This window comes from Paeniglutamicibacter sulfureus, from assembly GCF_039535115.1.
Classification (GTDB): domain Bacteria; phylum Actinomycetota; class Actinomycetes; order Actinomycetales; family Micrococcaceae; genus Paeniglutamicibacter; species Paeniglutamicibacter sulfureus.
Map to the genome: position 1 here is coordinate 2,045,528 of NZ_BAAAWO010000001.1, position 22,659 is coordinate 2,068,186.

A 22,659-nucleotide genomic window follows, 5' to 3' on the forward strand; every position below is an offset into this window, starting at 1 on the left:
ATGGGAACCGGTGACAATGCCCTTGATGTTCGATCTTTTGGGTGTCTTTTTCTTTGGCGTCTCCGGATCCTTGTTGGCTGCCCGGCGCGGCTTCGACATCGTCGGGTCGTTGCTGCTGGCGGGCCTGACGGGAATCGGCGGCGGCATCGTTCGCGACGTGATCCTGGGCGAGGTCCCGACCGCGTTCGCCAATCCCTATTACTTCGTCCCGCCGACACTTGCCGCCTTGCTGGTCTATTTCGTGGCCCCCGGCGTGCAGCGGCTGAAGCGGCCGCTGCTGGTCTTTGACGCCGCGGGCCTGGCACTGTTCTGCACTTCAGGCACGGTCAAGGCACTCGAGCTCGGGATGAACCCCTTTGCCGCCGCCCTGCTGGGAGTCACGACCGCAGTGGGCGGCGGCCTGCTGCGTGACGTGGTGGCCAACCAGACCCCGGCGATCTTCGACCCTCGCGATATGTATGCGGTTCCGGCCATGATGGGTGCCGGCCTCATCGCAGCTCTCTGGGTGGCGGGCTTCTCGGGGTGGGTGTGGGAGCTTGCCGTGGCGGCAATCGTCTTTACGCTCCGCGTGCTCTCGCTGAAGTTGCGCTGGCACGTCCCCAAGGCAGTCGGTCCCTGGCACCGCGAGGCCGAACTCAACTAGGACAAAAGGGGCGGGGCTAGTTGACCTGCTCGAGTTCGCCGAGCCTCTTGGCTTCTCCCTGGCCGTCCTCGATCTTGCGCGGCCCATTGATCATCCCCGCGCCGGTGAGCATCACGACCAGACAGATCCCCAGCATGGCAAAGGAGGCGCTCCAGCCTCCCGTGGCGTCCTTGACAATGCCAAAGAGCAAGGGCGCAACCGCCGCCCCGGCATATCCCAGGCCCTGGCTGAAGCCGGCCAGGACTCCGGATCCGTAGGTGCTGCGCGAACGCAGGTTCATCATCAGCAAGGCAATGGCGAAGGTGCCCTGGCCCAGGCCGGCAAACACCACCCACAGGGCGGTGTGCTCGGTCGGCGAAAGGTACATGCCCAGGTGGCCGGCGATCCAGAAGGCGGTGAAGACCAGCACGGCCACGATCGGGTGGCGCAAACGCGGAACCCACAGCGGGACCAACAGGCTCACCGGCAGGCCGAGAATGGCGAAGAGCGCCAGCATCGATCCGGCGGTTTGGGTATCCAATCCCTGTTCGGAGAGGTACGGCGGCAGCCAGGTGAAGTAAACATAGGTTTGCGCCGAGTTTCCGGCCAGGAAGATGGCCAGGCCCCAGGCGACGGGGGATTTCCACGGGTTGATCCGGACCGGTGGCGCGGGCACCAGGCCGTTGACCAGCGGGGTGTCGGGGCGCGGGCGCCTGCGGTCCCTGACCAGCTGGATGCCCCAGGGCACCAGGACCACGGCCGAGAGCAGCGCCCAGGCGGCGATGGATGCGCGCCAGTTCTCGGTCAGGTTGGCCAGCGGTACGGAGAATTGCGGGGCCATCCAGGTGCCCACCGCCAACATCGTGACGTAGCCCGAGGTCACGACCGCCAGGCGGTCGGGGAAGTATTTCTTCACCAGCGGCGGCAACACCACATTTCCCATGCCGTATCCGGCCAGGGTAATGGCCGAGAGCAGCAGGAAACTGGTCACGTCCCCCACGACGGCGCGCAGCAGCTGGCCGGCCACGGCCAGCAGGACCGCGGCGACCAGCACCTTTTCCAGCCCCCACCACCGGATCAGGCGCGGGGTGAGCAGCCCGAACCCGGCGAAGACGACAGGGGCGAGCATGGCCAGCAGGCCGGTGGAAAAAGAATCAAAGCCCAGTTCCGGTCCGATGCTTCCCAGCAGCGGCGGCACGGAGACAACCGCGGCGCGCAGGGACAGGGCCATCAGGATGATGCCCAGCAGTGCACCGATCCGGCCGGCCATCTTTTGTCGCGGTGGCGTCAGTGACATGGCGGGGTTTTCAACTGCCGTTCTTGAGTCGTTCGACCTGGTCAAGCAGGTGCTCGAGGTCCTTGGCGAAGGTTCCCTGGGACCAGGGGCCGGGCATGGAGGTCTGGTAATAGAGGCCTTCACCGATCAACATGATGGTTTCGGCCACGTACTTGTCCTGCACCTCGGCGCGGATCAGGTCGAGCCACCCGGAGTGCACCGCGTCCAAGGCCTCGATGGAGGTTTCGTGGCCGGCCTGGGCCAGGCGAAGCACGGCCAGGAAGAAACGGTCCAGGTCGCTGCCGATGACGGTGGAGGTGCGCACGAAGTACCGCGATGCGCCTTCCGCGGCCGAACCCATGCGTTCCAGGTCCTGGGCCTGGGCCTGCATCAGCCCCTCGATGACACCCTGGGCCAGGGCCTCCTTGGAGGCAAAGTGGTACAGCAGGCCGCCCTTGGAAACCCCTGCGCGTGCGGCGGTGGCCTCAATGGTCGCCGCACGCTCGCCCTCGTCGCACAGCAACGCGGCGTAGGCGTCGACGATCTTTTCCTTGGCTAATGGCGGTCGAGACATGTAGTGAACCCTATCCCGTTCACGTAGGCATCGTCACATTGTAACTATACCGTCCGGACGGTACAGTTATGGTTGTCAACCGTCCAGTCGCTTCCCAGGAAAACGATCCCCATGAGCATCCACCGCGCCACAGGCACTCCCCGGAATCCGGCCCCCGGCACGCTCCACCGTCGGCGCTGGGCCGCCCTCGTGGTCCTCATGTTCCCGGTGCTGTTAATTTCCGTGGACAACACGGTGCTCAGCTTCGCCGTCCCGGCGCTGTCGGCGGCACTGTCCCCCAGCGGGAACCAGCTGCTGTGGATCATTGACATCTATCCGCTGGTGCTAGCCGGGCTGCTGGTGCCCATGGGTTCCCTCGGCGACAGGTTCGGCCGCCGCCGGCTGTTGTTGATCGGTTCCACCGGATTCGCCGTGGTCTCGGCCGCCGCGGCATTTGCCGCCAACGCCGAGCATCTCATTGCCGCCCGTGCCCTGCTGGGCGTCTTCGGCGCCATGCTGATGCCGGCAACGCTCTCGCTGATCCGCAACATCTTCACCGACCCGCTCGAGCGCCGCAAGGCCATCGCCATTTGGGCCGCCGGCTTCTCCGGCGGCGCCGCGCTGGGCCCGATCGTCGGCGGCTTCCTGCTCGAGCACTTTTGGTGGGGTTCGGTCTTCCTGATCGCCGTGCCCATGCTGGTGCCGTTGCTGGTACTGGCCCCCGCCCTGGTTCCCGAGTCCAAGGACCCCCGGCCCGGGGCCATCGACCCGCTGTCCATTCTCCTGGCCATCACGACCCTGCTGCCGATCGTCTACGGCATCAAGGAGCTGGCCAACGGCGGCTCGCCGCTGGTGCCTGTCGCGGCGATCGCCGTGGGACTGGCCGCCGGGGCGGCCTTCACCCGCCGCCAACTGCGGCGCGCCAACCCCATGCTGGACGTGCGACTCTTCGCCAACCCCAGCTTTTCCGCCGCCCTGGCGGTGAACCTGCTGAGCATCTTCGCCCTGGTCGGCTTCATCTACTTCATCTCCCAGCACCTGCAGCTGGTCGCCGGGTACAGCCCCATGATGGCAGGGGTGCTGATGCTGCCGGGCCTGGCCCTGACGGTTGGATTCGGCCTGCTGGCCGTGCGGCTGACCCGGCGCTTCGAGGTCAAGCACGTGATGGTGTGGGGGCTGGGGCTCAACGCCCTGGCCTACGGCATCGTGATGCTCACCGGCCAGTCGGGCTCGGTCCCGATGCTCATGGTGGCCTTCAGCGTGCTGGGGGCCGGCGTGGGCCTGAGCGAAACGCTGTCCAACGACATGGCGCTCTCCGCCGTTCCGCCGGCGCAGGCAGGTGCCGCCTCGGCGATCTCCGAAACCGCCTACGAGGTCGGTTCGGTGCTGGGCACCGCGGTGCTGGGCTCGATCCTCAATGCCGCGTACAGCCGCAACGTCTCGATCCCCGCCCTCCTGGGAGCCGACGACGCCGAGACCGCCCGCCAGACCCTGGGCGGCGCCCACGAGGTTGCCCAGGGCCTGGGCGCCCCGGCCGCCGAACGGTTGCTGGAATCGGCCGCCGAGGCCTTCGACAAGGGCGTGCTGTACACCTCCGCGATCGCCATGGTGCTGGCCCTGGCCTCCGCCGCGATCCTGGCGTTTGCGCTGCGCCGGGTGCCGGCCGAAACGCGGTCCTAGGCGTTGAGCCGGTAGCCGCGCTTCACCACGGTGGAAACCAGCCGGGCATCGGGCAGCGCGCCGCGCAGGCGGCTCACCGCCATGTCCAGCGCGTGGTCCGAGGACCCGTCAGGCAGCAGCGCCGCCAGGGTGCCGCGGGAGACGACGTTTCCGCCGGCCTCCAGCAGCGCCTTGAAGATCCGCAGCTGGCCGGGCCCCAGTTCCCGGCCCCTCCCACCCAGGTGGACGGTGTCCCCGCGCAATTGGCAGGGGCCCAGCACGGTGGCGCATTCCAGTGCCCCGCGCCGGCCCAGGTGCTCGACCAGGGTGTGGATCATCGCGCCCATCCGGTGCCGTGCCGGGACCAGCGGCGAGATGCCGGCCTCGAGCAGCGGAGCTGCGGTCACTGGCCCCACTGCCACCGTGCAGATGGTGGACTGAAGGGCTTCCAGCAGCTGTGCGTGGCAGCCGTTGTGCCGTGCCGCCTCCAGCAACGCCACCACCGCGGGGGCACTGGTGAAGGTCAGCGCGTCAAGGGACCCCGAACACAGCGCCCGCAGCAGCACCTCCAGCTTTCCGGCGTCTTCCGGCGGCACCCAGCGGTAGGGACTGATCCGCAGCAGTTCGCGGGTGCCCGCCTCCAGCAGCGTGGCGGCGGCCTCGTCGTCCCCGATCCCGTGGTGCTGCAGCACCACGGCCTTGCCTTCCAACAGCGGGGCCAGCCCGGCCACCATGGTGGAGGTCAGCTCCTCCCCCGCCCTGGCCTCCGCCTCGAAGCCCAGGGCGCGCACCGCCCCCAGCGCCTTGGGCCCTCGCACATGGATCCGTGCCGCGCGCAGCACCTCGGCCAGCTCGTCGCCAAGCCCCACGGCCTCGGCCGTCTCAAACCAGCGGCGGAAGCCATAGGCGGTGCTCACCAGCACATATTCGGGACGCAGCCGAAGCATCCGGCGGGTGCCGGCCAGCAGCTCGGCGTCCTCTGCCAGCGGGGCCAGGCGCAGCGTCGGGGCATGCAATACCTGGGCCCCGCGGCGCTCGAGCGCCTCGATGAGCTCGGCCGAGCGCCGCTGGGAGGTCACCGCGATGCGGAATCCGGCCAGCGCCCCGCCGATCCGCGTCCCGGTGCCGGCCGTTGCCGTGGCGCTCATCGCACGGCCGCCGAGCCCAGGGCGGCCAGTTCGTCGGCGCCCGCGCCCAGGGCGGCGACGCCGCCAATGACGATGACCGCGGGGTTGGAGCAGCCCGCGGCCCGCGCCGCCTCGGCGAGAGTGCCCAGTGTGGCCCGGGTGCTGCGCTGGGTGTCGCAGAATCCGCGTTCGATGATGGCGGCGGGGGTGTCGGCGGCCAGCCCGTGGCGCAGCAGCCCGGCGGTGTTTTGCTGCAGGGTGGCCACGCCCATGAGCACCACCAGCGTTCCGCCGATGCCTGCAAGGTGCGCCAGCTCGGTGTCGCTGAAGGGGTCGTGGCCCGAGACCACGGTGAAGGCCTTGGACACCCCGCGGGCGGTCACCGGGATCCCCGCGGCCCCGGGCACCGAGATCGCGCTGCTGATCCCCGGCACCACCTGGACCTTGATCCCGGCGGCCAGCGCTGCGTCGCGTTCCTCGGAGCCGCGGCCGAAGACGAAGGGGTCCCCGCCCTTGAGCCGCACCACGGCCCGCCCCGCCCGCGCCTCGGCAATGAGCAGCTCATTGATGCGGTCCTGGGGCACCTTGTGGTTCCCCGGGGCCTTGCCCACGTCGATGAGTTGCGCCCCGGGGGCCAGCACCGCCAGGTCGTGGCCCGGTCCCAGCCTGTCGTGGAAGACCACGTCGGCGTTGGCCAGCGCCGCGGCACCGCGAACCGTGAGCAGGTCGCTGCTGCCAGGTCCCCCGCCCAGCAGGGTGATGCCCCCATCGCGGGAGGCCGCCGGTTCGCGGCAGAGCAGGATCGATTCGCCGGCGGCGATCTCCTCCAGCACGTCCCAGCCCGCGGCGCCGTCCTCGACGGCGACCACCAGCCGCAGCGACCCCAGCATGTCGCGGTGGCCCTCCAGCTCGTGCGGGTGGTGTGCGCGCAGGACCAGCGCACCGGCGGAAACATAGCGTGCCACCACGTGCCGGGCGGCCCAGCGGGCGCCGGCGACCAGCACGAATTGGCCGTGCAATTGCAGTCCGTTGGCGATCATGATTGCTCCTGGGTCGAGGTCGGGGCTCCGATGGAAATGGTCGCGCCCAGGCGCACCGGCTCGGCCGGGCGGTGCTGTCCGCGTTCGGGCAGGTAGTGCAGGTCGGGATCGGCCTGTTCCGGGGCGTTGACGAAGGAGCGGAAGCGGCGCAGCTTCTGGGGGTCCGCGAGCGTGGCCGCCCATTCGTCCTGGTAGTTGCCCACGTGGGTTTCCATGGCCGCCTCAAGTTCGGCACCCAGGCCCAGCGAGTCCTCGACGACCACCCGCTGGACCGCCTCGATGCCGCCGTCCAGGTCCTCCATCCAGCGCGCGGTGCGCTGGAGCTTGTCGGCGGTGCGGATGTAGTACATCAGGTACCTGTCGATGTAGCGGATCAGCGTCTTATCGTCGATGCCCCCTGCCAGCAACTGGCCGTGGGCCGGGTTCGCCCCGCCGTTGCCGCCGACGTAGAGGTTCCAGCCCTCGGCGGTGGCGATGACGCCGACGTCCTTGGCGCGGGCCTCGGCGCATTCGCGCGCGCAGCCAGAGACGCCCATCTTGAACTTGTGCGGGGCGCGCAGCCCGCGGTAGCGCAGCTCCAGCTCGATGCCCATGGCCACCGAGTCCAGCATGCCGTAGCGGCACCAGGAGGAACCGACACAGGTCTTCACGTTGCGCAGCGACTTGCCGTAGGCCTGCCCGGACTCGAATCCGGCATCGACCAATTCCTTCCAGATCTCCGGCAGCTGCTCCAGCCGGGCGCCGAACATGTCGATGCGCAGCCCGCCGGTGAGCTTGGTGTAGAGGTTGTACTTCTGCGCGACCGCGGCGATCACGCCGAGCTTTTGAGGGGTGATCTCCCCGCCGGGGATGCGCGGGACCACCGAGTAGGTGCCGTCCTTCTGCATGTTGGCCATGACGCGGTCGTTGGTGTCCTGGGCTCCGGCCAGGCCGGCCTCCATCGGGTGGCCCGAGGTCTGGGACGCCAGCACCGAGGCGATGACCGGCTTGCAGATGTCGCAGCCGGACCCGGTGCCGAAGCGTTCCATGATCTGCGGGTAGCTGTGCAGCCCGGCCACGCGCACCGCCTCGAAAAGTTCGGAGCGGGAGAACTCGAAGTGCTCGCACATGGCGGTGGAGACGACGACGCCGTTCTTGGCCATCTGGGATTCCATGAGCTTCTTGAGCATCGGCACGCAGGAACCGCACTGGGTTCCGGCGCGAGTGCAGGTCTTCAAGGACGCCAGGTCGTTGACCGGTTCGCTGCCCTCACAGGACCCGCAGCCGCCGACCGCGTCCTTGATGGATCCGACGCTCACGCCGTTGCAGGAACAGAGCACCGCGTCGTCGGGCAACTCGCCGTCGGGCACCTCGCCGCCCAGTGCGCTGAGGTAGGCGCCGGCCTCCGCGGGAAGCGCGCGGCCCAGCAGCGGGCGCAGCGACTGGTACGGGCTCGCGTCGCCCACGAAGATCCCGCCGAGCAGGACCTTGGCATCGGAGGAGACGACGATCTTTTGGTACAGGCCGCGGGCCGCGTCGGCGTAGACGACCTCCAGCGAGCCCTCGGTGCGGGCGAACCCGTCGCCGAAGCTTGCCACGTCAACCCCGGAAAGCTTGAGCTTGGTGGCGGTGTCGAAGCCGGTGAAGGCCGCTTCACCGCCCTGCAGGTGAGCCGCGAGCACCTCGGCCATGGAATTGGCCGGGGCCACCAGGCCAACGCACATGCCCTCGAAGTTCGCGACCTCTCCGATGGCCCACACGTGGGGCACCGCAGTGGCACAGTGCCCATCGATCTCGACGCCGCCGCGGGGTCCGATGCCGAAGACCGGCCCCGCCAGCCCAGCGGCCTCGAGCGCGGCGTTGTGGTTGCGGGCCAGCTCGTCGCGCGGGCGCACACCGATGGAAACGATGACCATGTCGGCGGCAATGTGGTTGCCGTCGGCCATCAGCACCCCGGTGACCCTCTTGGTGCCCTCGACCTCCTCGAGGGTGACTTCCTGGGGGAAGACCCCGCCGTGGACGGTGAATCCAGTCTGGGCGATCAGCCTGCCCATGGCCTGGCCGGCGCCTTCGTCGAGCTGGGTGCCCATGAGCCACTTGCCGCCGTCGATGACCACTGCCTGCGCGCCAAGGGACTGGGCTCCCGCCGCTGCCTCGAGCCCCAGCAGCCCGCCACCGATGGTCGCCACGACCGGCTGGCGGCCCAGCCCGGCGGCCAGCACCTCGATGCCGGCGGCAATGGCCCGGACATCCTCGAGGGTGCGGTAGACGTGGGTGTGTTCATTCCCCGGGATCGGCAGCGTTGCTGCGTTCGAGCCGGTGGCCAGCACCAGCTCGTCGTATCCGAAGCTGCGTCCGTCGGCGGTGTGGACCAGGTGTTTGTCCGCGTCCAGCCGGTTCACGGCAGCGGAGGTCTCCAGGACCACGTTGTCGCGCTCCCAAAGCGCGGCGTCTCCCAGCGTGAGGTCGACAGAGGAGTCAGTGAGGGCCTTGGTGAGGGCAACCCGGTCATAGGGAAGGTGTGCTTCCTCGGTGAGTACCGTGATCTTGAGGTTGCTCGGTTCGCGGGCCGCCATCGCCTCGGTGAAACGGTGGGCGGCCGGGCCGCCGCCAATCACGACAATGCGGCGGGATCCATTGGCTGTACTCATGATTTGTTACTCGACTTTCACTCTTGCACGCTGGCTCGTCGGTGGTCACTTTCCACCCTAGGAGACCGGTTTTGCCCCGCAATTTCCTCCATGTTTCGGGCAGGACAACTCTGCGTCCCAGATAAAACGCAAACCGTGAGGTATTTGAAACACGCCCGTAACGACAGCAGCGGGTTCTCCTTGCCAACATCCGCAAAACGGAGGGACCGTAGCTTCGCGTCCGGACGACCATGCGCGGCATCACCGGCCGGGCGCGGTCCCGTGAGCCGGGGTTTACCGGCACGCAACGTTCCATCGCACCTTGCGTAACAAGGTCCTTCTAGGCTCGGTGCATCCAAGAAGAAAGTACTGAGAGGACCGAAGCGATGAGTGCAACGCTCGAAGAAAGCATGCTCGAGACCGTTCATGGGATGGTTGCCGTATGCCGGATGGCGGACCTCGAGCCCGGCTGGGGCGAGGCCGCGTGGCTTGAAGGCACCCAGGTGGCCGTGTACCGCACGGAAGGCGGAGAGTTCTTCGCCGCCTCGCACCACTGCCCGGGCACCGGTGCCAAGGTCATGGCCAGGGGCATCCTGGGCGACAAGGCCATTGCCGGCACCCGTGTTCCCACGATTGCCTGCCCGTTGCACAAGGAGGTTTACCGTCTGGACACCGGCGACTGCCTCAGCGGGGCGGCACCGGCGTTGCCGATCCACCCGGTGCACCTGCACCAGGGCATGCTGTGGCTGGAGAAGACCCCATGAGTACCACGACCTTGACGCGCACCGTCCACCGGAGCGCCGGAACCGTTGAACACTCGGCCTGGATGGGCTGGATGGAAACCATTCCTTCCCCCGATCTGGTGGCGGTCTCCCACGGCACCGATGATCCCGCCGGACGGACGGCCGTCCGGGCGCTGGTGGATGTGGTGGATCTCGCACTGGCCGAAACGGCCGTGCACGGAGCGTTCGTCGATGTGCAGGATCCGCGGGTTGATCCGTACCTGCACTCAGGTGCCCTTGCCCCGGGCCAGAAGGCGGCGCTCGTCCCGTTGCTGCTATCGGCCGGAACCCACGCCTCGGGCGATCTTGCCGCCGCCGCGGGCGGACGCCCGGGAACCAAGGTGGCTGCCCCTCTTGGCCCCGATGCGTCCCTGGCCGCAGTGCTGCATCGCCGGCTGGTGGAGGCCGGCTGGATCCCTGGCGAGGCAGTGGTCCTTGCCTGCGCAGGGTCCACGGATCCGCGGGGGATTGCCGATTGCCAGACCATGGCACAGCTGCTGGCCGGCCGGTTGCAGGTGCCCGTGACCCCCGCCTTCATCTCGGCAGCCGAGCCGCGCCTGCCCGATGTCCTGGACGCTGCCCGCACTCTCAACCCCGGCCGACGCACGGTGGTTTCCAGCTATCTGCTGGCACCCGGATACTTCGCTGATTTGGTGGCACGCTGCCGCCCGGATGTGCTTGGTGCCCCGTTGCTGGACCCCAGCCAGACGCCGCCGCGGGAACTCGTTGACACCGTCATCGAGCGTTACCGGCGGTGCGTGGACAGGTAAACGATAGGGGTCATTTGGGAAAACAATCACCCAAACAGACCCCCGTGCTAGCAACTGGCCGCCAAGTAGCGTACCGTAGAGCTTGTAGTTCTAGTTTTTCTCGCAGTAATTTCAGTGCAAACACCCCGTTGCCGGGGCGAGTACCTTTCTGAACCGCGTTGAATCACGTAGCTGCAAGTGGATTCCACAGTGGAATTGACTCCCCTACGTCCCATTTCAGGACAGTCTCGAAAGGACACACCCATCATGGCAACAGGTACCGTTAAGTGGTTCAACGCCGAAAAGGGCTTCGGCTTCATCGCTCCGGACGACAACTCGGATGATGTTTTCGCACACTACTCCGCCATCCAGTCGAACGGCTTCCGTTCGCTCGAAGAGGGCCAGCGCGTTGAGTTTGAAGTTACTCAGGGCCAGAAGGGCCTTCAGGCCACCGATATCCGCGCTGTCTAAGCTTCGGATCATCAACTTCGGCATTTAGCTGATTAGTGGTGGGCGGCACTCCCCTTGGGGGGTGCCGCCCACTACTGTTTTAACTTCCGAGGCCCTTTCCTTGACTGATGGTTCCGGGTCACCAGCTGAAAAAGCCGTGCGCCGCTTCCTTGGTTTCCAGGTGGAACACCAGGTTTTGGGGCCCTTGCGGCACCACGATGACCATCCACTCCTCCATGCCGCTGGGCTGGATCGACCGATTGTCCAGCTTGCGCACGATGAGGTCCAGGAAGGTTCCGCTGTCCGATTGCGAGGATTGCTGCACGAGTGCCAGTTCCCGCCTGGCATTCGTGGCACTTCCCTGGCCATGCGCGGCCTGCAGGTTCGCCAGGTTCTCCTCCACCATTTCCGCCTGAAAGCCGCCCAACGTCTCATCCCCGTTCCCGGTCAGGAGTGCCGAACCGTGGATCCGCCCGAGCGCCTCGGCCAGGTCCCCGAGGCAGTGCCCGGGCAACCCGGGATCCGCCCACTCCGGCTCGTTGGTGATCATGGCTGTTCCGGCATTCACCCAGTCACCCGCGGCAGCCAAGAGGTCCGCGGCGATCTGTGCTTCGGTCCCCGGGGATATCCCCACTGGCTCCGCCACGCCGCCGGACCGCGGGCAATCGGGCGGTAGCTCGGCCAGCAGATCGGGAGTCGGCAGGGTGGACGGCGCAGGTTCGGGCGGATCCGGAACCAGCACGGTGCATGCACCCAGGGTGCTTGCCAGCAGGCCGCCGGCCAACAGCCACGCAATCCGCTTCATGCCTCAAAATCCTACGCCCGGGTGGACAGGATGCGTGTGTGTCCGGACACCGCGGGAATGAAACCGGACGGGCCCTAGTTGCCGCTAATGTGAGCATTCCTTTGTCGATCCTTGATCTTGCCCCCATCCGCCGTGGCGGTTCCGCCGCCGAGACCTTCGCCCAGAGCGTCGAATTGGCCCAAACCGCCGAGGCGACCGGCTACAAGCGCGTCTGGTACGCCGAACACCACAACATGAACTCGATCGCTTCGTCAGCGACCTCGGTGCTCATCGGCCACGTCGCCCACCACACCAGCACCATTCGTTTGGGCTCCGGCGGCGTCATGCTGCCCAACCACTCGCCGCTGGTGATTGCCGAGCAATTCGGCACCCTCGAGACACTTTTCCCGGGCCGCATCGACCTGGGCCTCGGGCGTGCGCCGGGCACCGACCAGGCCACGTTCCGGGCCATGCGCCGCGATCCCGCGGCCTCCGATGCGTTCCCGCACGATGTGCTCGAGCTGCAGGCGTTTCTCGGGGACACCTCGCGCATCGAGGGAATCCATGCCTACCCCGGGCGCGGAACCAACGTTCCGCTCTACATCCTGGGTTCAAGCCTCTTTGGCGCCCGGCTGGCTGCCCAACTGGGCCTGCCGTACTCCTTCGCCTCGCATTTTGCCCCCGATGCCCTGGTGCAGGCGACGACCGCGTACCGCAACGAGTTCCGCCCCTCCGAGTTCCTGGCCGAGCCATACGTCATTGCCGGTGTCGGCGTGGTTGCCGCCGGGACCAACGCCGAGGCGCAAGCCATCATGGAACAGGTTCGCCGCGATCGAATCCGGATGATGCTGGGACGCAACCGCGAAACCGAGTTCACCGATGCCGAGGTGGAAATGCTGTTGGATTCACCGCACGGGGATTCGATCATGAAGATGCTCCAGTACACCGCGGTGGGCGACGGATCGGCAGTGGCCGAATACCTGCACGAGTTCGCGCGCACGGCAGGGGCCGATGAACTGATCACGGTACACAACTCCAGCAACTCCGCCCAGCGCCTGGAGTCGGTGAAGATCACCGCCAAGGCCATGTCCATGGCACCGGCGAACTAGCCACACCATAATCGGCATATGCAAGATGGCCACCGGGATTTCCCGGTGGCCGTCTTGCATATGCTTTCGGCGGACCCTACCGGCCCGGCAGCACCCAGCGGCGCACGCCCATGACCAGCACCGTGACAAGCAGGACCAAAAGCAGGCCGTCCGCGGCGATGTAGAAGTAGTGCCAGCTTGAACCGCCGGCCTCGGCCCCGGCCAGCACCGCCTCGGTGCGCTTGGCCAGGAACGGCCTGATCAGCGCGATCTTGGCCAGCAACACGGCACCCAACCCGGCGACCACCCACAGGTATGCCCGATCCATGCCTCGCTTGATGCAGGAAGCGGCAAGCACAATGAAGAAGACCACTTCCACGATGTTCATCGCGGCGAAAACCAGCTGACCGATTCCCAGGCCCAGCGCCAGGGTCATCCCCGGGGCCATGAACTTCAGCGGCGTCTCGATGAACGAAATCCCGATCAGCAAACCCAGCCACAATGCAGGTGCCAGGATCCTTCCGGCGGCGGCAAGCAATGCCGGGCGGTTGATGGCCGGTGTGAAGAATCGGGGGGAAATGTCGCTGTCCATATATCGACCTTACTCCGCCTGAGGGCCTGCTTCGGTGCGCGAAAAAGTGCCCATTCCCATACGGTCGGATGCAACATAGGCTGTAATCAATCGGGGATCAGTCGCAGTTCCCGGCCTATGGAGAAAAGAGGGGCACGATGAGCAATAGCTTTGATGACACCGTCTTCGATGAGCCGATCGACGACGACATGTACGAACCCGGCGACGGACGGGACGGCCAGCCCTACGAAGGTTCGTCCGACAGTCCCGAGTCCATGACCGCCCTCGATCCACTGCGCAAGCACCTTTATCTCCTCGATGACGACCTGACCGCCGAGGACGATGCCGACGACGAGGAAACCGTCGAGGAAGAGTGGACCGAGGACGAAGTCCTCGAGGAAGAAAGCCACTAGCTTCGTCGCCCGTCTAGGATGGGACGGGCGCGGTCCATCAGTGGTCCGCGCTCTCACCCCGCCCGAGGCACAGGAGTTTCAGTGGTCAACCCGGTTCATTTGCGCACGCTGCTGGAAGTGGTGACGCAGAAGTCCTTCGCCGCCTCCGCCCTGCGCCTGGGCTACACGCCCTCGGCGGTCTCGCAGCAAATGTCGGCGCTGGAACGCGACACCGGGACCACCCTTTTCACCCGCGGTGCCAAGAGCATCGAGCCCACGCCCGCGGCCCTGACCATGGTGCGCCATGCCAAGCGCGTGCTCACGGACATCGACGCGCTCATGGCAGCGACCTCCACCCCGGACCTTGACCCGAGCGGCAAGCCGTTGCAGGAACTGCGCATCGGCATTTTTCCCTCCCTGGCCACCTATGCCCTGCCCAAGCTGCTGGGATCCCGGGACTGGGACCAGCTCGGCATCGCCCTGCGCGTGAACGTGGGAGAACCCCACCAGACCATTACAGGCCTGCGCCAGGACGGGGAGCTGGACCTCGCGCTGATCTTCCAAGTGGGCCAGGGAGGTCTCGCATGGCCGGCGCAGATGGAACGCCAGTGGCTGGGCGATGACCCGTTCCGCGTAGTGGTTCCGGCATCCTGGAAACTCGACGGCACCTCCGTCTTCAGCGCCGCCCAGCTGGCGGACATGCCCTGGATCATGCACCATCCGGGCACCAGCGATGCCACGGTGATCTCCCGGCTCTTTGCCGCATTCAACATCCATCCCCGGGTGGTCGCCCATTCGGACGACTTCAATGCCTCGCTGCACATGGCCGCCGCCGGGTTGGGCGCCGCGCTGGTTCCGGAGCTTGCCATGCTGCGGGCACCTGCAGGCATCCAGGTAATCGACGCGCCCGAGATCCGTCTGGCCCGCAGCATCTTCGCGCTGCGTCCGGAAGGTCGGGACAACCCCAAGGTCGGGGTGTTCATGGACCGGCTCACCAACGTCCTGGCAGAGCTGAGCATCGGGCCCAAGCGGCGCTAACCAAGGAGCGGGGGCGCATCAGGGCGGTCACACCCTATGGGTCCTGGCACCTTGCTGGACAGGATCCCGGACGGGAAGCATCGTTGCAACGCGCCTCGCACCTTCGGTGCGTTGAACTCAGTCCACGAAGGTTGGCTTCAACCACAACGAGGTAATACCGGAGCTATCGGCTCCGATGACCGTGTCCGCGGCGATGCGAGTCAAGCTCTCATCGGGTCCTCCGCTCGTGATGCGGCACCACCCCCGTATCCGCATCGAATTGGGTCCACCACACCTCCGCGGGATCACTGCCGTCGCGGCGAATGCTGACACTTGCTTGTGAATCCAATTCCGGCTCATCAACCATGACAACCCCGTCAACGGCACCTGAGGGCATTCCCGGGACGGCAAGCCAGGACGACTGGGGTGAGTATCCCCAAACGTAGAGAAGAATGCCGTTGGGCATCCCGACGTCCACAAGAACCGAATCCACGGCCAACGAGGCAGGTGAACCCCTGCGTGCCGCCACTTCGCCTGGATCATTCGGGGTGAAATCGAATGCCTGATCGGCCACGCGGTAGACCACACGGCCGGAAATTGGCGAGGTGAGCGGAATGACGTTCACCTAGAAATCCACTACCACCAGGATGCCGACAACGCCGAGGCTAAGCACCGCGATGCTCATCGCGAGGATCGCCACGACGTCGGCCCGCAGCCGCTCGGATTTGATCCCGTGGGAAGCCACGGTATACCGGTGGCGCTGCGTGGCATAGATGCTTCCGGCCGCCAGCAGTGCCAGCACGATCATTGCCAGGATCCCCACCCCGTAATGCGGCAGCCAGCGCAGGAAGACCAGCGCGGCTACGCAGAGCGAGAGCGTGGTCCGTCCCCAGGACATGACGGTGCGTTCGGGCTGCAGCCCGGGGTCCAGGTGCAGAGGCGGCCGCGGCGCGGTGCTCATTGGTCCAGGGAGATCAGTACCGCGACCACAGCTGCGGCCAGGGCGCTGCCCAGGCCCAGGATCGGGATGATCAGCGGAAGCGGCAGCGGCTTCGCTTGGCGCATGGACATCTCGATGCTGCGCCAGCGCAAGGCGGAACCGGCGCTGATGAGCATGCCGATGACAATGAGCAGCACCGAGATGCCGGTGCGCAGCGGGCCGGGGAAGGCGGCTGCGGCGAATGCCTCCAGGGCGATGCCGCCAGCCAGGAAGGCGAGGGCGGTGCGGATCCAGGCCAGGAAGGTGCGTTCGTTGGCGAGGGTGAAGCGCGGATCCGGTTCTTGTCCCCCGGGCAGGACGAGTTTGGCAAGTCTCCCGCGTTCGTCGTTCTGGTCGGTCGATGCCATCAGCCGGCGTGCTCCCTTGTTTTTGTGTCTCCACGACCCGGCAGTGTCCCCCGCCGGAAATCCTTTTCAGGATACCGGGCAGTCGATGATGCGGGCCAACCACCCGTTCCATCGAGCCGGGTGTTGGATTATTTGCCGCCGACCAAGGTCTGCCGCGGCTTGAGCACCACACTGCTTGGCTTTGGGGTTCCGGGCTGCAGGCAAATCACCTCGCCGTCGCTGGCAGCTGACACTGCCCGGGCAATGCCCGCACCGGCCTTCACCGTGGTGGTGCAAAAGTTCCCCGGCTTGATGGTGGTTTCCACCGGAGGCCCCACGCTTGGCTCGATACCCGTGATCCAGGCCGAACGCGCACCGACGCCGGAATCCTTTCCACGGAACTCCTTCCCAGGCAGGGTCTTGGATCGTCCGGACATGGATGTGGCCGTGGCGGAGACGATGCTCAGGTCCTTGCCACGCTCGAACTCCACGCTCATCACATTCTCGAGCCCAAAGACCTCGGCCATCTCTTCCTGGCTGGTGCCTTGTTCCCAGGCGTCGTAGGGGTTCTTGGCGCTGGCCTCCAGCGACCAGGGATCGGGACGCGAACGCAGATAGGGTCGCGCGGCACCGCCCCAGACGTCCTCGCTGTCGCGGGTGGCACCTCCGGTCGAGGAGGAATACAGGGTTTCGGCCAGCCTCCCGTCGTACACCACGACCTTGCCGCTGCGCGGAACGCCCGCGTCATTGCGCTTTATCGTCGCCTCCACTGCGGCCTTCCACCTGGCCCCGTAACCGGATTTCTCGTTCTCCTTCTTCCAGCCGGTGAATTTCTGGTCCTGCACCTCGTCCGTGACGTTGCAGTCGCAGGAATCCCTGACCGTGTTCAGCTTGCGCATGGCGTACGTCCGGCCGGCAATCGCCTGGGCCTGCAGCACGGCGCGAGGCCACGACGAGGGGACCTCGGCCAGGCCGTAGAGGTATTCGTCGTTGAGCCGCAGCGCCGCCACCAGGTTCACCCGGTCATCCAGCAGCCCCGCTTCCAGGTAGCCGTGCCTGTAGACCCCGGGCGCCGAGGATTCTTCGTTGGCGCCGGGCACCGAGATCGTCGCACGGTTTTTCGCTGGCCAGTCGCGTGTGCCTTCCCACAGAATGATCAGCTTGCCGGTGACCTTGTTGGCTTCGGGCGCCGGATCCACGTCGGGAACGCCGTCTTCGTTGTTGTCCCGCGGAACCACGTCGAATCCATCCGGCGTCCTCAACTCGTAGGCCAACTGCGAACCCGCGCGTCCAAGGACGAGTTTTGAGCCCGCCGGTGCCGTGTAGGCCTGATTCGCCGTTGGGTCGATGACCTGCATTTTTCCGCCTGAAACCACCACTTCGCTGGTCTTCGATGTCAGCACCTGTACCCGGATGTCGCTGGCAGCGGCGGTGCTGCTGTCGGTGACCTCGGCGGGGTTGTAGTAGTACTCCAGGATGTCAGTGGCGCTGCTTCCCCCGGCCGCCATGGCCCGGGCCCCGTACTGGCTCATGCCCACGCCGTGTCCCCAGCCGGCACCGCTCACCGTGAAGTCGGGAAGTTCGGTGGTCGCGGGCAGCCAGTAGGAGGTCCCGTCGGGGCGCACCCCGAGAATGCCGCCGGTGAAGGGCTGTCGGGTATCGCTGCCGGCACTGTAGTGCCCACCGCTCGGATAGCCGAAGGGGCCGTTTTCCCAACCGGTGTCGGCCCAGGCCCGGACCAGGTCATGGGGCACAAGCACCGCCGGGGACGTGGCGGCATACACCTCGATCCCTTCCGGGTGCGAGCGCCACAACATCCCGTCCTTGAACTCGCCAGCCTTCGCGTCGGCTTCCTCGGGCCTCTGCGATTCCTGGTCCGGGTGGGCCTCGGTGGCGATCGGTGTCAGGTTCACGCCCTCGGCCACGTGCACGGGAGACGCGGCAGTGGCCGGGTCCCCCGGAACCAACAGGACGGCTAAGAGCAGGACAGCGGCGGACATGGCGGTTTTTCTCACGGTGTTTCCCCAAACAACATTGCGAGCGGAAGTCCGGGTGGTGCCGGCTGCCTTTGGGGACGATCCTACGTCAAGCCGACGCGGTAGGCACCCCCTTCCCGGGGACGACTTCGGGGCCATGGCCCGGCTGCCTGGGTCAACGAAACCACATCCCCGGATTGCTGTGGGCGGGCATGGCGTTGTTGCCGCACCCGGGTTTCGCATCGGAGCCGGTTCGGCGATATCTTGGCATCAACCACATATCGGCACGGCAAGGAACCAGGACCATCACGATCACCAGCCATATCCGCTCCACCCGCAGCGGGCCCCTGGGCCTCATCGAGCTGCGGAGGCCCATAAGCATCAATGCACTCACTGGCCCGATGCTCCGGGAATTGACCGATGTGTTGGAAAACTGGAGGACCGACCCGGCCGTGTCAATGTTGGTGCTGCGCGGAGAGGGCGTGCGCGGCTTCTGTGCCGGCGGGGACATCAAGGACTTCCACGAAGCGGTGACCAACGGCGGACACTCCGGGTTCCTTGACCTTCTTTCCCTGGAATTCAGGCTCGATCAGATGATCGCGAGCTACCCCAAACCGGTACTCACCCTGGTGCACGGGCTGTGCATGGGCGGCGGGATCGGCCTGGCCTCGCATGCCGCCATCCGCATCGCCACCCCCGAAGCGCATTACGCCATGCCGGAGGCGCGCATTGGCTACAGCCCGGACGTGGGTGCCACGCACCTGATGGCAAGGGCACCGGGACACCTCGGCGAATACCTGGTGTTGACCGGCGACACCTTCACCGGTGCGGATGCGGTGGAACTCGGCTTTGCCGACATGCTGGTCGATGGGGATCGTTTCGAGGAGGTCATCGAGGCCCTGCCCGACTTCGAGGCAATGTCGGCACCCGACATCGCCGCCGGGCTGGAGGTGTTCTTCGGGTCCTTTGCCGTTTCCCCGCTGGCCAGTGCGCAACCGTGGATCGATGCGGCCTTCGGTGCGCCAACGCCCGAGCAGATCCTCGAGCGCCTCGATGCCATGGCCCATCCCGCGGCCCGGGCGGCGGCAGCCCGGATGCGCGCCAATTGCCCCACCTCACTGCAGTGCGCGCTGTTGGCGGTGCGCGCTGCCCGGGAGGCGGACCACCTGCCATCGGCCCTGGCACGGGAGCTGCGCGTGGCCGACTACCTGATGCACCGCGATGACCTTGCCGAGGGGATCCGCGCCCAGGTCATCGACAAGGACCGCAGCCCGGCATGGAACCCCGCCGAGTTGGCCCAGGTGGACCGCGAGGCCATTGCCGCGGTGATCGCCGACCCGCAATAGGCACGGCCCCGCCGGCACCGTCTCAATCGTCCATGGAACGCAGCGGGGCGATGGCACCCAGCGTCGCCGCGGCAGTGGTCACCCCCAGGGCGAGGAACACTCCCCCGGCCCCCAGGGCGGTGGCGAAGACTCCGACGCCCACCGGGATCACTGTCTGCCCCAGGCGGTTGCCCAGCAGGCGGATCGACATCCAGGTGCCGCGGGTGCCTTCGGTGGCGGTCATCGAGACCACGCTCATGCTCAGCGGCTGCCCGAGGCCCAGGGCGAGGCCCGCAAGCACCAGCAGCGCCGCCATGGCGGGGGTCGGCAGCGGCAGCACCAGCAGGCCGATCAGCACCGCGGAGATGCCGGTGGATCCAAGCAGCAGCCGCGACCTTCCCACGGCACGGACCAGCCGGTCCATCGCCAGCCTCGAGAGCACCGTGGCTGCTGCCCGCAACGCCAACAGCACCCCGACCGCCTGCGTGGAAATTCCCCGTTCCACGGCCAGCGCCGGCAGGTAGACCTGCAGCAGGTCGATGGTGCACAGCACCATCATGCTCAGCCCGATGGAGGCGACCAGTGTGTTGCGGGCAGCGGGCTGGACCCGCAGTGCGGTGCGCAGCTTCACCGGAGCCTTCGGGATGCCGGACTTGCTCCGTGTGCCGCCGTGCCGGGCCATGAGAACGCCGGTGGCCAGCACGCCGGCGGCTCCCACCAGGTAGGCCAGCAGCAGCACCGAGGTGTCCGGAGCGACCGCGGCCCCGCCCAGCACACCGAGCAACAGCGGCGCAACGGTCTGGGCCACCGCGGTGACCATGGTGTAGAAGCCGAAAACCCTATCCATGTTGCGGTTCGTGGCCGATGCCAAACGGCTTTGCTCACCCAGAATGCTCATCAGGTGCCCCACGCCCAGGAGCAGATTCCAACCCAGCAATGCCGGCAGGGAGGGCGCGGCGAAAAGCAGGCCGGCCCCGGAGATGATCAGCAGGGCAGCACCCACCAGCAGGATTTGACGCTCCTTGCCGCGGTCCGCGGCCCGGCCAATGAACACGGCCAGGAAGACCGGCAGGATCGAGAAGCTCGCCACCACCAGGCCCAGCAGCCCGGGGTCAACGCCGAGTTCCAACGCCTTGTAGGAGGTTGCCGGACGCACCAGGTACACCGCTGCCTGCAGGAAGAAGGCGTGGGCGAGCAGCGAGGGGAACCCGATGCCCGGCGCGGTATTCGAGGAGGTCATGGGGGACATTATTCCGAGTCGCGAATCGCCGCCCGGCATTGATGACGGGCCATCAACCCCGATGTGGCGCGGTCTTGGGTGCGGGTCTGCCCTCCGGCCGCTGGGGGTTCGGGTGCACCGGCTCCACGGTGCGGTGGGTGGAGTCCTTGGGTTCCACGCGCTTGGGCGCGACGGTCTTCTCCACCGGCGGCGCAGGTTCGCGCTGGGTCGGCCACGGCACCGGGGCGTGCTCGCCGAAGTTGTCGGCGTCGGCCTCCAGCCAGTCCGGTGCCCACCCGCGGGGCGGCTGGCGCAATAGCTCGCCGGGTTCCAGCCAATGGTGCAGTCCCGCGTAGCTGCGAGTGGTCAGGTGGTCGACGCGGCGGCGCAACATCCTGGTATTCAACTGCGCCGGGTTGGTGACGCCCATCGAGGCCATCAACTGTGCAGCTTCCTGCACCGTGAGCTTGTGGTAGTTGTAGACCCGATTGCCCTTGTCTTCCACGTCCAGCGCGCGGACGAGACGCGGGTCCTGGGTGGCAACCCCGACGGGGCATTCATTGGTGTGGCATTTCTGCGCCTGGATGCAGCCGGTGGCCATCATCATGGACCGGGCACTGAAGGTGAAGTCGGCGCCCTGGATCAGACGCTTGAGAACGTCGGAACCGGTGGCGACCTTGCCAGCGGCCCCGAGCCTGATCTTGCTGCGCAGCCCGCACCCGACCAGCGCGTTGTGCACCAGCATCAGTCCCTCGGTCAGCGGGGTGCCCACGTGGTCCTCGTATTCCAGCGGCGCTGCGCCGGTGCCTCCCTCGGATCCGTCGATGGTGATGAAATCGGGGGTGATTCCGGTTTCCAGCATGGCCTTGCACATGGCAAGCACGTCGGTGCGGGAACCGACGCAGAACTTGTAGCCGACCGGCTTGCCACCGGCCAGCTTGCGCAGCCGGGCCACGAATTGCATCAGCTCCCGTGGCGTGGAAAAGGTCGAGTGCGAGGCCGGGGAAATGCAGTCAACGCCCATGGGCACCCCGCGAGTGGCTGCGATCTCCGTGGTGATCTTGGCCGCCGGCAACACGCCGCCGAGCCCGGGCTTGGCCCCCTGGGACAGCTTGATCGTGATGCCCTTGACATGTTCGTTGGACGCCTTGGCTGCAAAGACCTCTGGATCGAAGTTTCCCTCGGCATCGCGGCAACCGAAGTAGCCGGATCCAATTTCCCAGAACAGGTCGGCGCCGTGTTCCAGGTGGTACGAGGCCAGCCCGCCCTCGCCGGTCTCGTGGACGAAGCCACCCATGGCAGCGCCCTTGTTCATGGCCAGAACAGCGTTCTTGGACAGCGATCCGAAGCTCATGGAGGAGATGTTCATCAGGGACATGTCGTAGGGCTGCGTGCAATCCGGTCCGCCAATGCGCACTCGGTGCTGGTCCTTCGCCACCTCGACCGGGGCGGTGGAATGCAGCAGGTATTCGTAGCCGACCTCGTTGACGTCGCGTTCGGTGCCGAAGGCCTTGTGACTGTCGGCGCCCTTGGCCCGCGCGTAGATCAGCGAACGGGTGTCTCGGTCGAAGGGCCTCCCGTCGGTGTTGCGCTCGATGAAGTACTGCTGGATCTCGGGGCGGATCGACTCGAGCAGGAATCGCATGCGTCCCAGCACCGGGAAGTTGCGCAGGATGGCGTGCCGGGTTTGCAGGACGTCGTGGATCCCCAGTGCCAACAAGAGGACCACCACCCCCGCAACGATCCACCAACCGGCGGGGCCAAGCGTTGCGGCGACGATGGCGATGAACCCAAGGACGGACAGAAGCGCCAAAATCAGAAATCTCACCATGTCTGCGAGCCTACAACTTCCCGGCGGGCTTTGGGCCTATGGCCGGGCGCTAAGTGCCTGCGGGACCAGCGGTTCGGGCCTCGCGCCCCCCTCAGCCTGGGCGCGCAGAAGACGTCACAACCTACCCACGGGTAAGTTATTTTCCCAAAACACTTGCAAAGCTACCCATCAGTAAGTTCAATGGTCCTAGCCCCTTGTAATACACATCACAGATAGACCCTGGGTTCGGCCGGATATCGGCCGCAGCACCCTCCTGCTCCACC

At 66.7% G+C, this 22,659-nt stretch carries 22 protein-coding genes; 9 read left to right on the top strand and 13 right to left on the bottom strand.

Features of this window, described 5'->3' with window-relative positions:
* The first annotated feature begins 16 nt into the window (after nt 1–16).
* Nucleotides 17–643, top strand: coding sequence for a trimeric intracellular cation channel family protein (locus tag ABD687_RS09330; protein ID WP_310293469.1), 627 nt, complete (start codon nt 17–19; stop codon nt 641–643).
* A 16-nt stretch (nt 644–659) separates the two neighbouring features.
* Here the strand turns inward: ABD687_RS09330 and ABD687_RS09335 are convergent, their stop codons facing one another.
* Nucleotides 660–1,919 (bottom strand): MFS transporter, encoded by a 1,260-nt coding sequence (locus tag ABD687_RS09335; protein WP_310291910.1) that lies wholly within the window; start codon nt 1,917–1,919, stop codon nt 660–662.
* Between the two features lie 10 nt (nt 1,920–1,929).
* Entirely contained in the window at nt 1,930–2,472 is a 543-nt protein-coding gene (locus ABD687_RS09340) for a TetR/AcrR family transcriptional regulator (RefSeq protein ID WP_264270240.1), read from the bottom strand.
* A gap of 111 nt (nt 2,473–2,583) precedes the next feature.
* Between ABD687_RS09340 and ABD687_RS09345 the strand changes: the two genes are divergently transcribed.
* On the top strand, nt 2,584–4,131 hold the full coding sequence (locus tag ABD687_RS09345; RefSeq protein ID WP_310291907.1) for an MFS transporter: 1,548 nt from the start codon (nt 2,584–2,586) through the stop codon (nt 4,129–4,131).
* Here the strand turns inward: ABD687_RS09345 and ABD687_RS09350 are convergent.
* The 3 genes from ABD687_RS09350 to nirB are packed head-to-tail and all read right to left on the bottom strand — an operon-like array spanning nt 4,128 to nt 8,907.
* Nucleotides 4,128–5,258: a uroporphyrinogen-III synthase gene (locus ABD687_RS09350; protein ID WP_302264648.1), complete on the bottom strand. Its 1,131-nt coding sequence runs from the start codon at nt 5,256–5,258 to the stop codon at nt 4,128–4,130. The genes ABD687_RS09345 and ABD687_RS09350 overlap by 4 nt on opposite strands.
* Complete coding sequence (gene cobA, locus ABD687_RS09355) at nt 5,255–6,277, bottom strand: uroporphyrinogen-III C-methyltransferase (RefSeq protein ID WP_302264646.1); 1,023 nt, start codon at nt 6,275–6,277, stop codon at nt 5,255–5,257. The genes ABD687_RS09350 and cobA overlap by 4 nt, the downstream gene beginning before the upstream one ends.
* Nucleotides 6,274–8,907, bottom strand: coding sequence for a nitrite reductase large subunit NirB (nirB, locus tag ABD687_RS09360; protein WP_310291902.1), 2,634 nt, complete (start codon nt 8,905–8,907; stop codon nt 6,274–6,276). The genes cobA and nirB overlap by 4 nt, the downstream gene beginning before the upstream one ends.
* A gap of 365 nt (nt 8,908–9,272) precedes the next feature.
* Here nirB and nirD point away from each other — a divergent pair, with 365 nt between their 5' ends.
* The 3 genes from nirD to cspE all read left to right on the top strand — a co-directional run bounded on the left by nirD (nt 9,273) and on the right by cspE (nt 10,888).
* Complete coding sequence (nirD, locus tag ABD687_RS09365; protein ID WP_264270235.1) at nt 9,273–9,650, top strand: nitrite reductase small subunit NirD; 378 nt, start codon at nt 9,273–9,275, stop codon at nt 9,648–9,650.
* Nucleotides 9,647–10,438, top strand: coding sequence for a sirohydrochlorin chelatase (locus ABD687_RS09370; protein WP_302264641.1), 792 nt, complete (start codon nt 9,647–9,649; stop codon nt 10,436–10,438). Before nirD ends, ABD687_RS09370 begins: the two co-directional genes overlap by 4 nt.
* 246 nt (nt 10,439–10,684) lie before the next feature.
* Complete coding sequence (gene cspE, locus ABD687_RS09375) at nt 10,685–10,888, top strand: transcription antiterminator/RNA stability regulator CspE (protein WP_007271190.1); 204 nt, start codon at nt 10,685–10,687, stop codon at nt 10,886–10,888.
* Nucleotides 10,889–11,006: 118 nt separating this feature from the next.
* On the opposite strand, the gene ABD687_RS09380 is transcribed toward cspE, so the two are convergent.
* Nucleotides 11,007–11,672, bottom strand: a complete 666-nt coding sequence (locus ABD687_RS09380; RefSeq protein ID WP_264270233.1) for a hypothetical protein — start codon at nt 11,670–11,672, stop codon at nt 11,007–11,009.
* An 89-nt stretch (nt 11,673–11,761) separates the two neighbouring features.
* Here ABD687_RS09380 and ABD687_RS09385 point away from each other — a divergent pair, with 89 nt between their 5' ends.
* A complete protein-coding gene (locus ABD687_RS09385) occupies nt 11,762–12,760 on the top strand; it encodes an LLM class flavin-dependent oxidoreductase (protein ID WP_302264629.1) in 999 nt (332 codons plus the stop codon).
* 76 nt (nt 12,761–12,836) lie between these two features.
* Here the strand turns inward: ABD687_RS09385 and ABD687_RS09390 are convergent, their stop codons facing one another.
* The gene (locus ABD687_RS09390; protein WP_302264627.1) at nt 12,837–13,331 is read right to left on the bottom strand and encodes a hypothetical protein; all 495 of its coding nucleotides are present in this window, start codon (nt 13,329–13,331) and stop codon (nt 12,837–12,839) included.
* 137 nt (nt 13,332–13,468) lie between these two features.
* On the opposite strand from ABD687_RS09390, the gene ABD687_RS09395 reads away from it, so the two are divergent.
* Nucleotides 13,469–13,723 carry a hypothetical protein gene (locus ABD687_RS09395; RefSeq protein ID WP_264270230.1) on the top strand — a complete coding sequence of 85 codons (255 nt, stop codon included), beginning with the start codon at nt 13,469–13,471 and terminating at the stop codon, nt 13,721–13,723.
* An 81-nt stretch (nt 13,724–13,804) separates the two neighbouring features.
* On the top strand, nt 13,805–14,740 hold the full coding sequence (locus tag ABD687_RS09400) for a LysR family transcriptional regulator (RefSeq protein WP_264270229.1): 936 nt from the start codon (nt 13,805–13,807) through the stop codon (nt 14,738–14,740).
* A gap of 208 nt (nt 14,741–14,948) precedes the next feature.
* Here ABD687_RS09400 and ABD687_RS09405 read toward each other — a convergent pair whose 3' ends face one another.
* The 4 genes from ABD687_RS09405 to ABD687_RS09420 all read right to left on the bottom strand — a co-directional run bounded on the left by ABD687_RS09405 (nt 14,949) and on the right by ABD687_RS09420 (nt 18,045).
* A complete protein-coding gene (locus tag ABD687_RS09405) occupies nt 14,949–15,344 on the bottom strand; it encodes a hypothetical protein (RefSeq protein WP_310291893.1) in 396 nt (131 codons plus the stop codon).
* The gene (locus tag ABD687_RS09410) at nt 15,345–15,680 is read right to left on the bottom strand and encodes a DUF202 domain-containing protein (protein WP_302264626.1); all 336 of its coding nucleotides are present in this window, start codon (nt 15,678–15,680) and stop codon (nt 15,345–15,347) included.
* Nucleotides 15,677–16,066, bottom strand: a complete 390-nt coding sequence (locus ABD687_RS09415; RefSeq protein ID WP_302264623.1) for a YidH family protein — start codon at nt 16,064–16,066, stop codon at nt 15,677–15,679. Before ABD687_RS09415 ends, ABD687_RS09410 begins: the two co-directional genes overlap by 4 nt.
* A gap of 128 nt (nt 16,067–16,194) precedes the next feature.
* Nucleotides 16,195–18,045: a SpoIID/LytB domain-containing protein gene (locus ABD687_RS09420; protein ID WP_310291888.1), complete on the bottom strand. Its 1,851-nt coding sequence runs from the start codon at nt 18,043–18,045 to the stop codon at nt 16,195–16,197.
* 188 nt (nt 18,046–18,233) lie between these two features.
* On the opposite strand from ABD687_RS09420, the gene ABD687_RS09425 reads away from it, so the two are divergent.
* A complete protein-coding gene (locus ABD687_RS09425) occupies nt 18,234–19,367 on the top strand; it encodes an enoyl-CoA hydratase/isomerase family protein (protein WP_310291885.1) in 1,134 nt (377 codons plus the stop codon).
* 22 nt (nt 19,368–19,389) lie between these two features.
* Here the strand turns inward: ABD687_RS09425 and ABD687_RS09430 are convergent, their stop codons facing one another.
* Together ABD687_RS09430 and ABD687_RS09435 are read right to left on the bottom strand one after the other, a co-directional pair.
* Nucleotides 19,390–20,586 carry an MFS transporter gene (locus tag ABD687_RS09430; protein WP_310291882.1) on the bottom strand — a complete coding sequence of 399 codons (1,197 nt, stop codon included), beginning with the start codon at nt 20,584–20,586 and terminating at the stop codon, nt 19,390–19,392.
* A 52-nt stretch (nt 20,587–20,638) separates the two neighbouring features.
* Entirely contained in the window at nt 20,639–22,396 is a 1,758-nt protein-coding gene (locus tag ABD687_RS09435; RefSeq protein WP_310291880.1) for an FMN-binding glutamate synthase family protein, read from the bottom strand.
* Between the last annotated feature and the right edge of the window lie 263 nt (nt 22,397–22,659).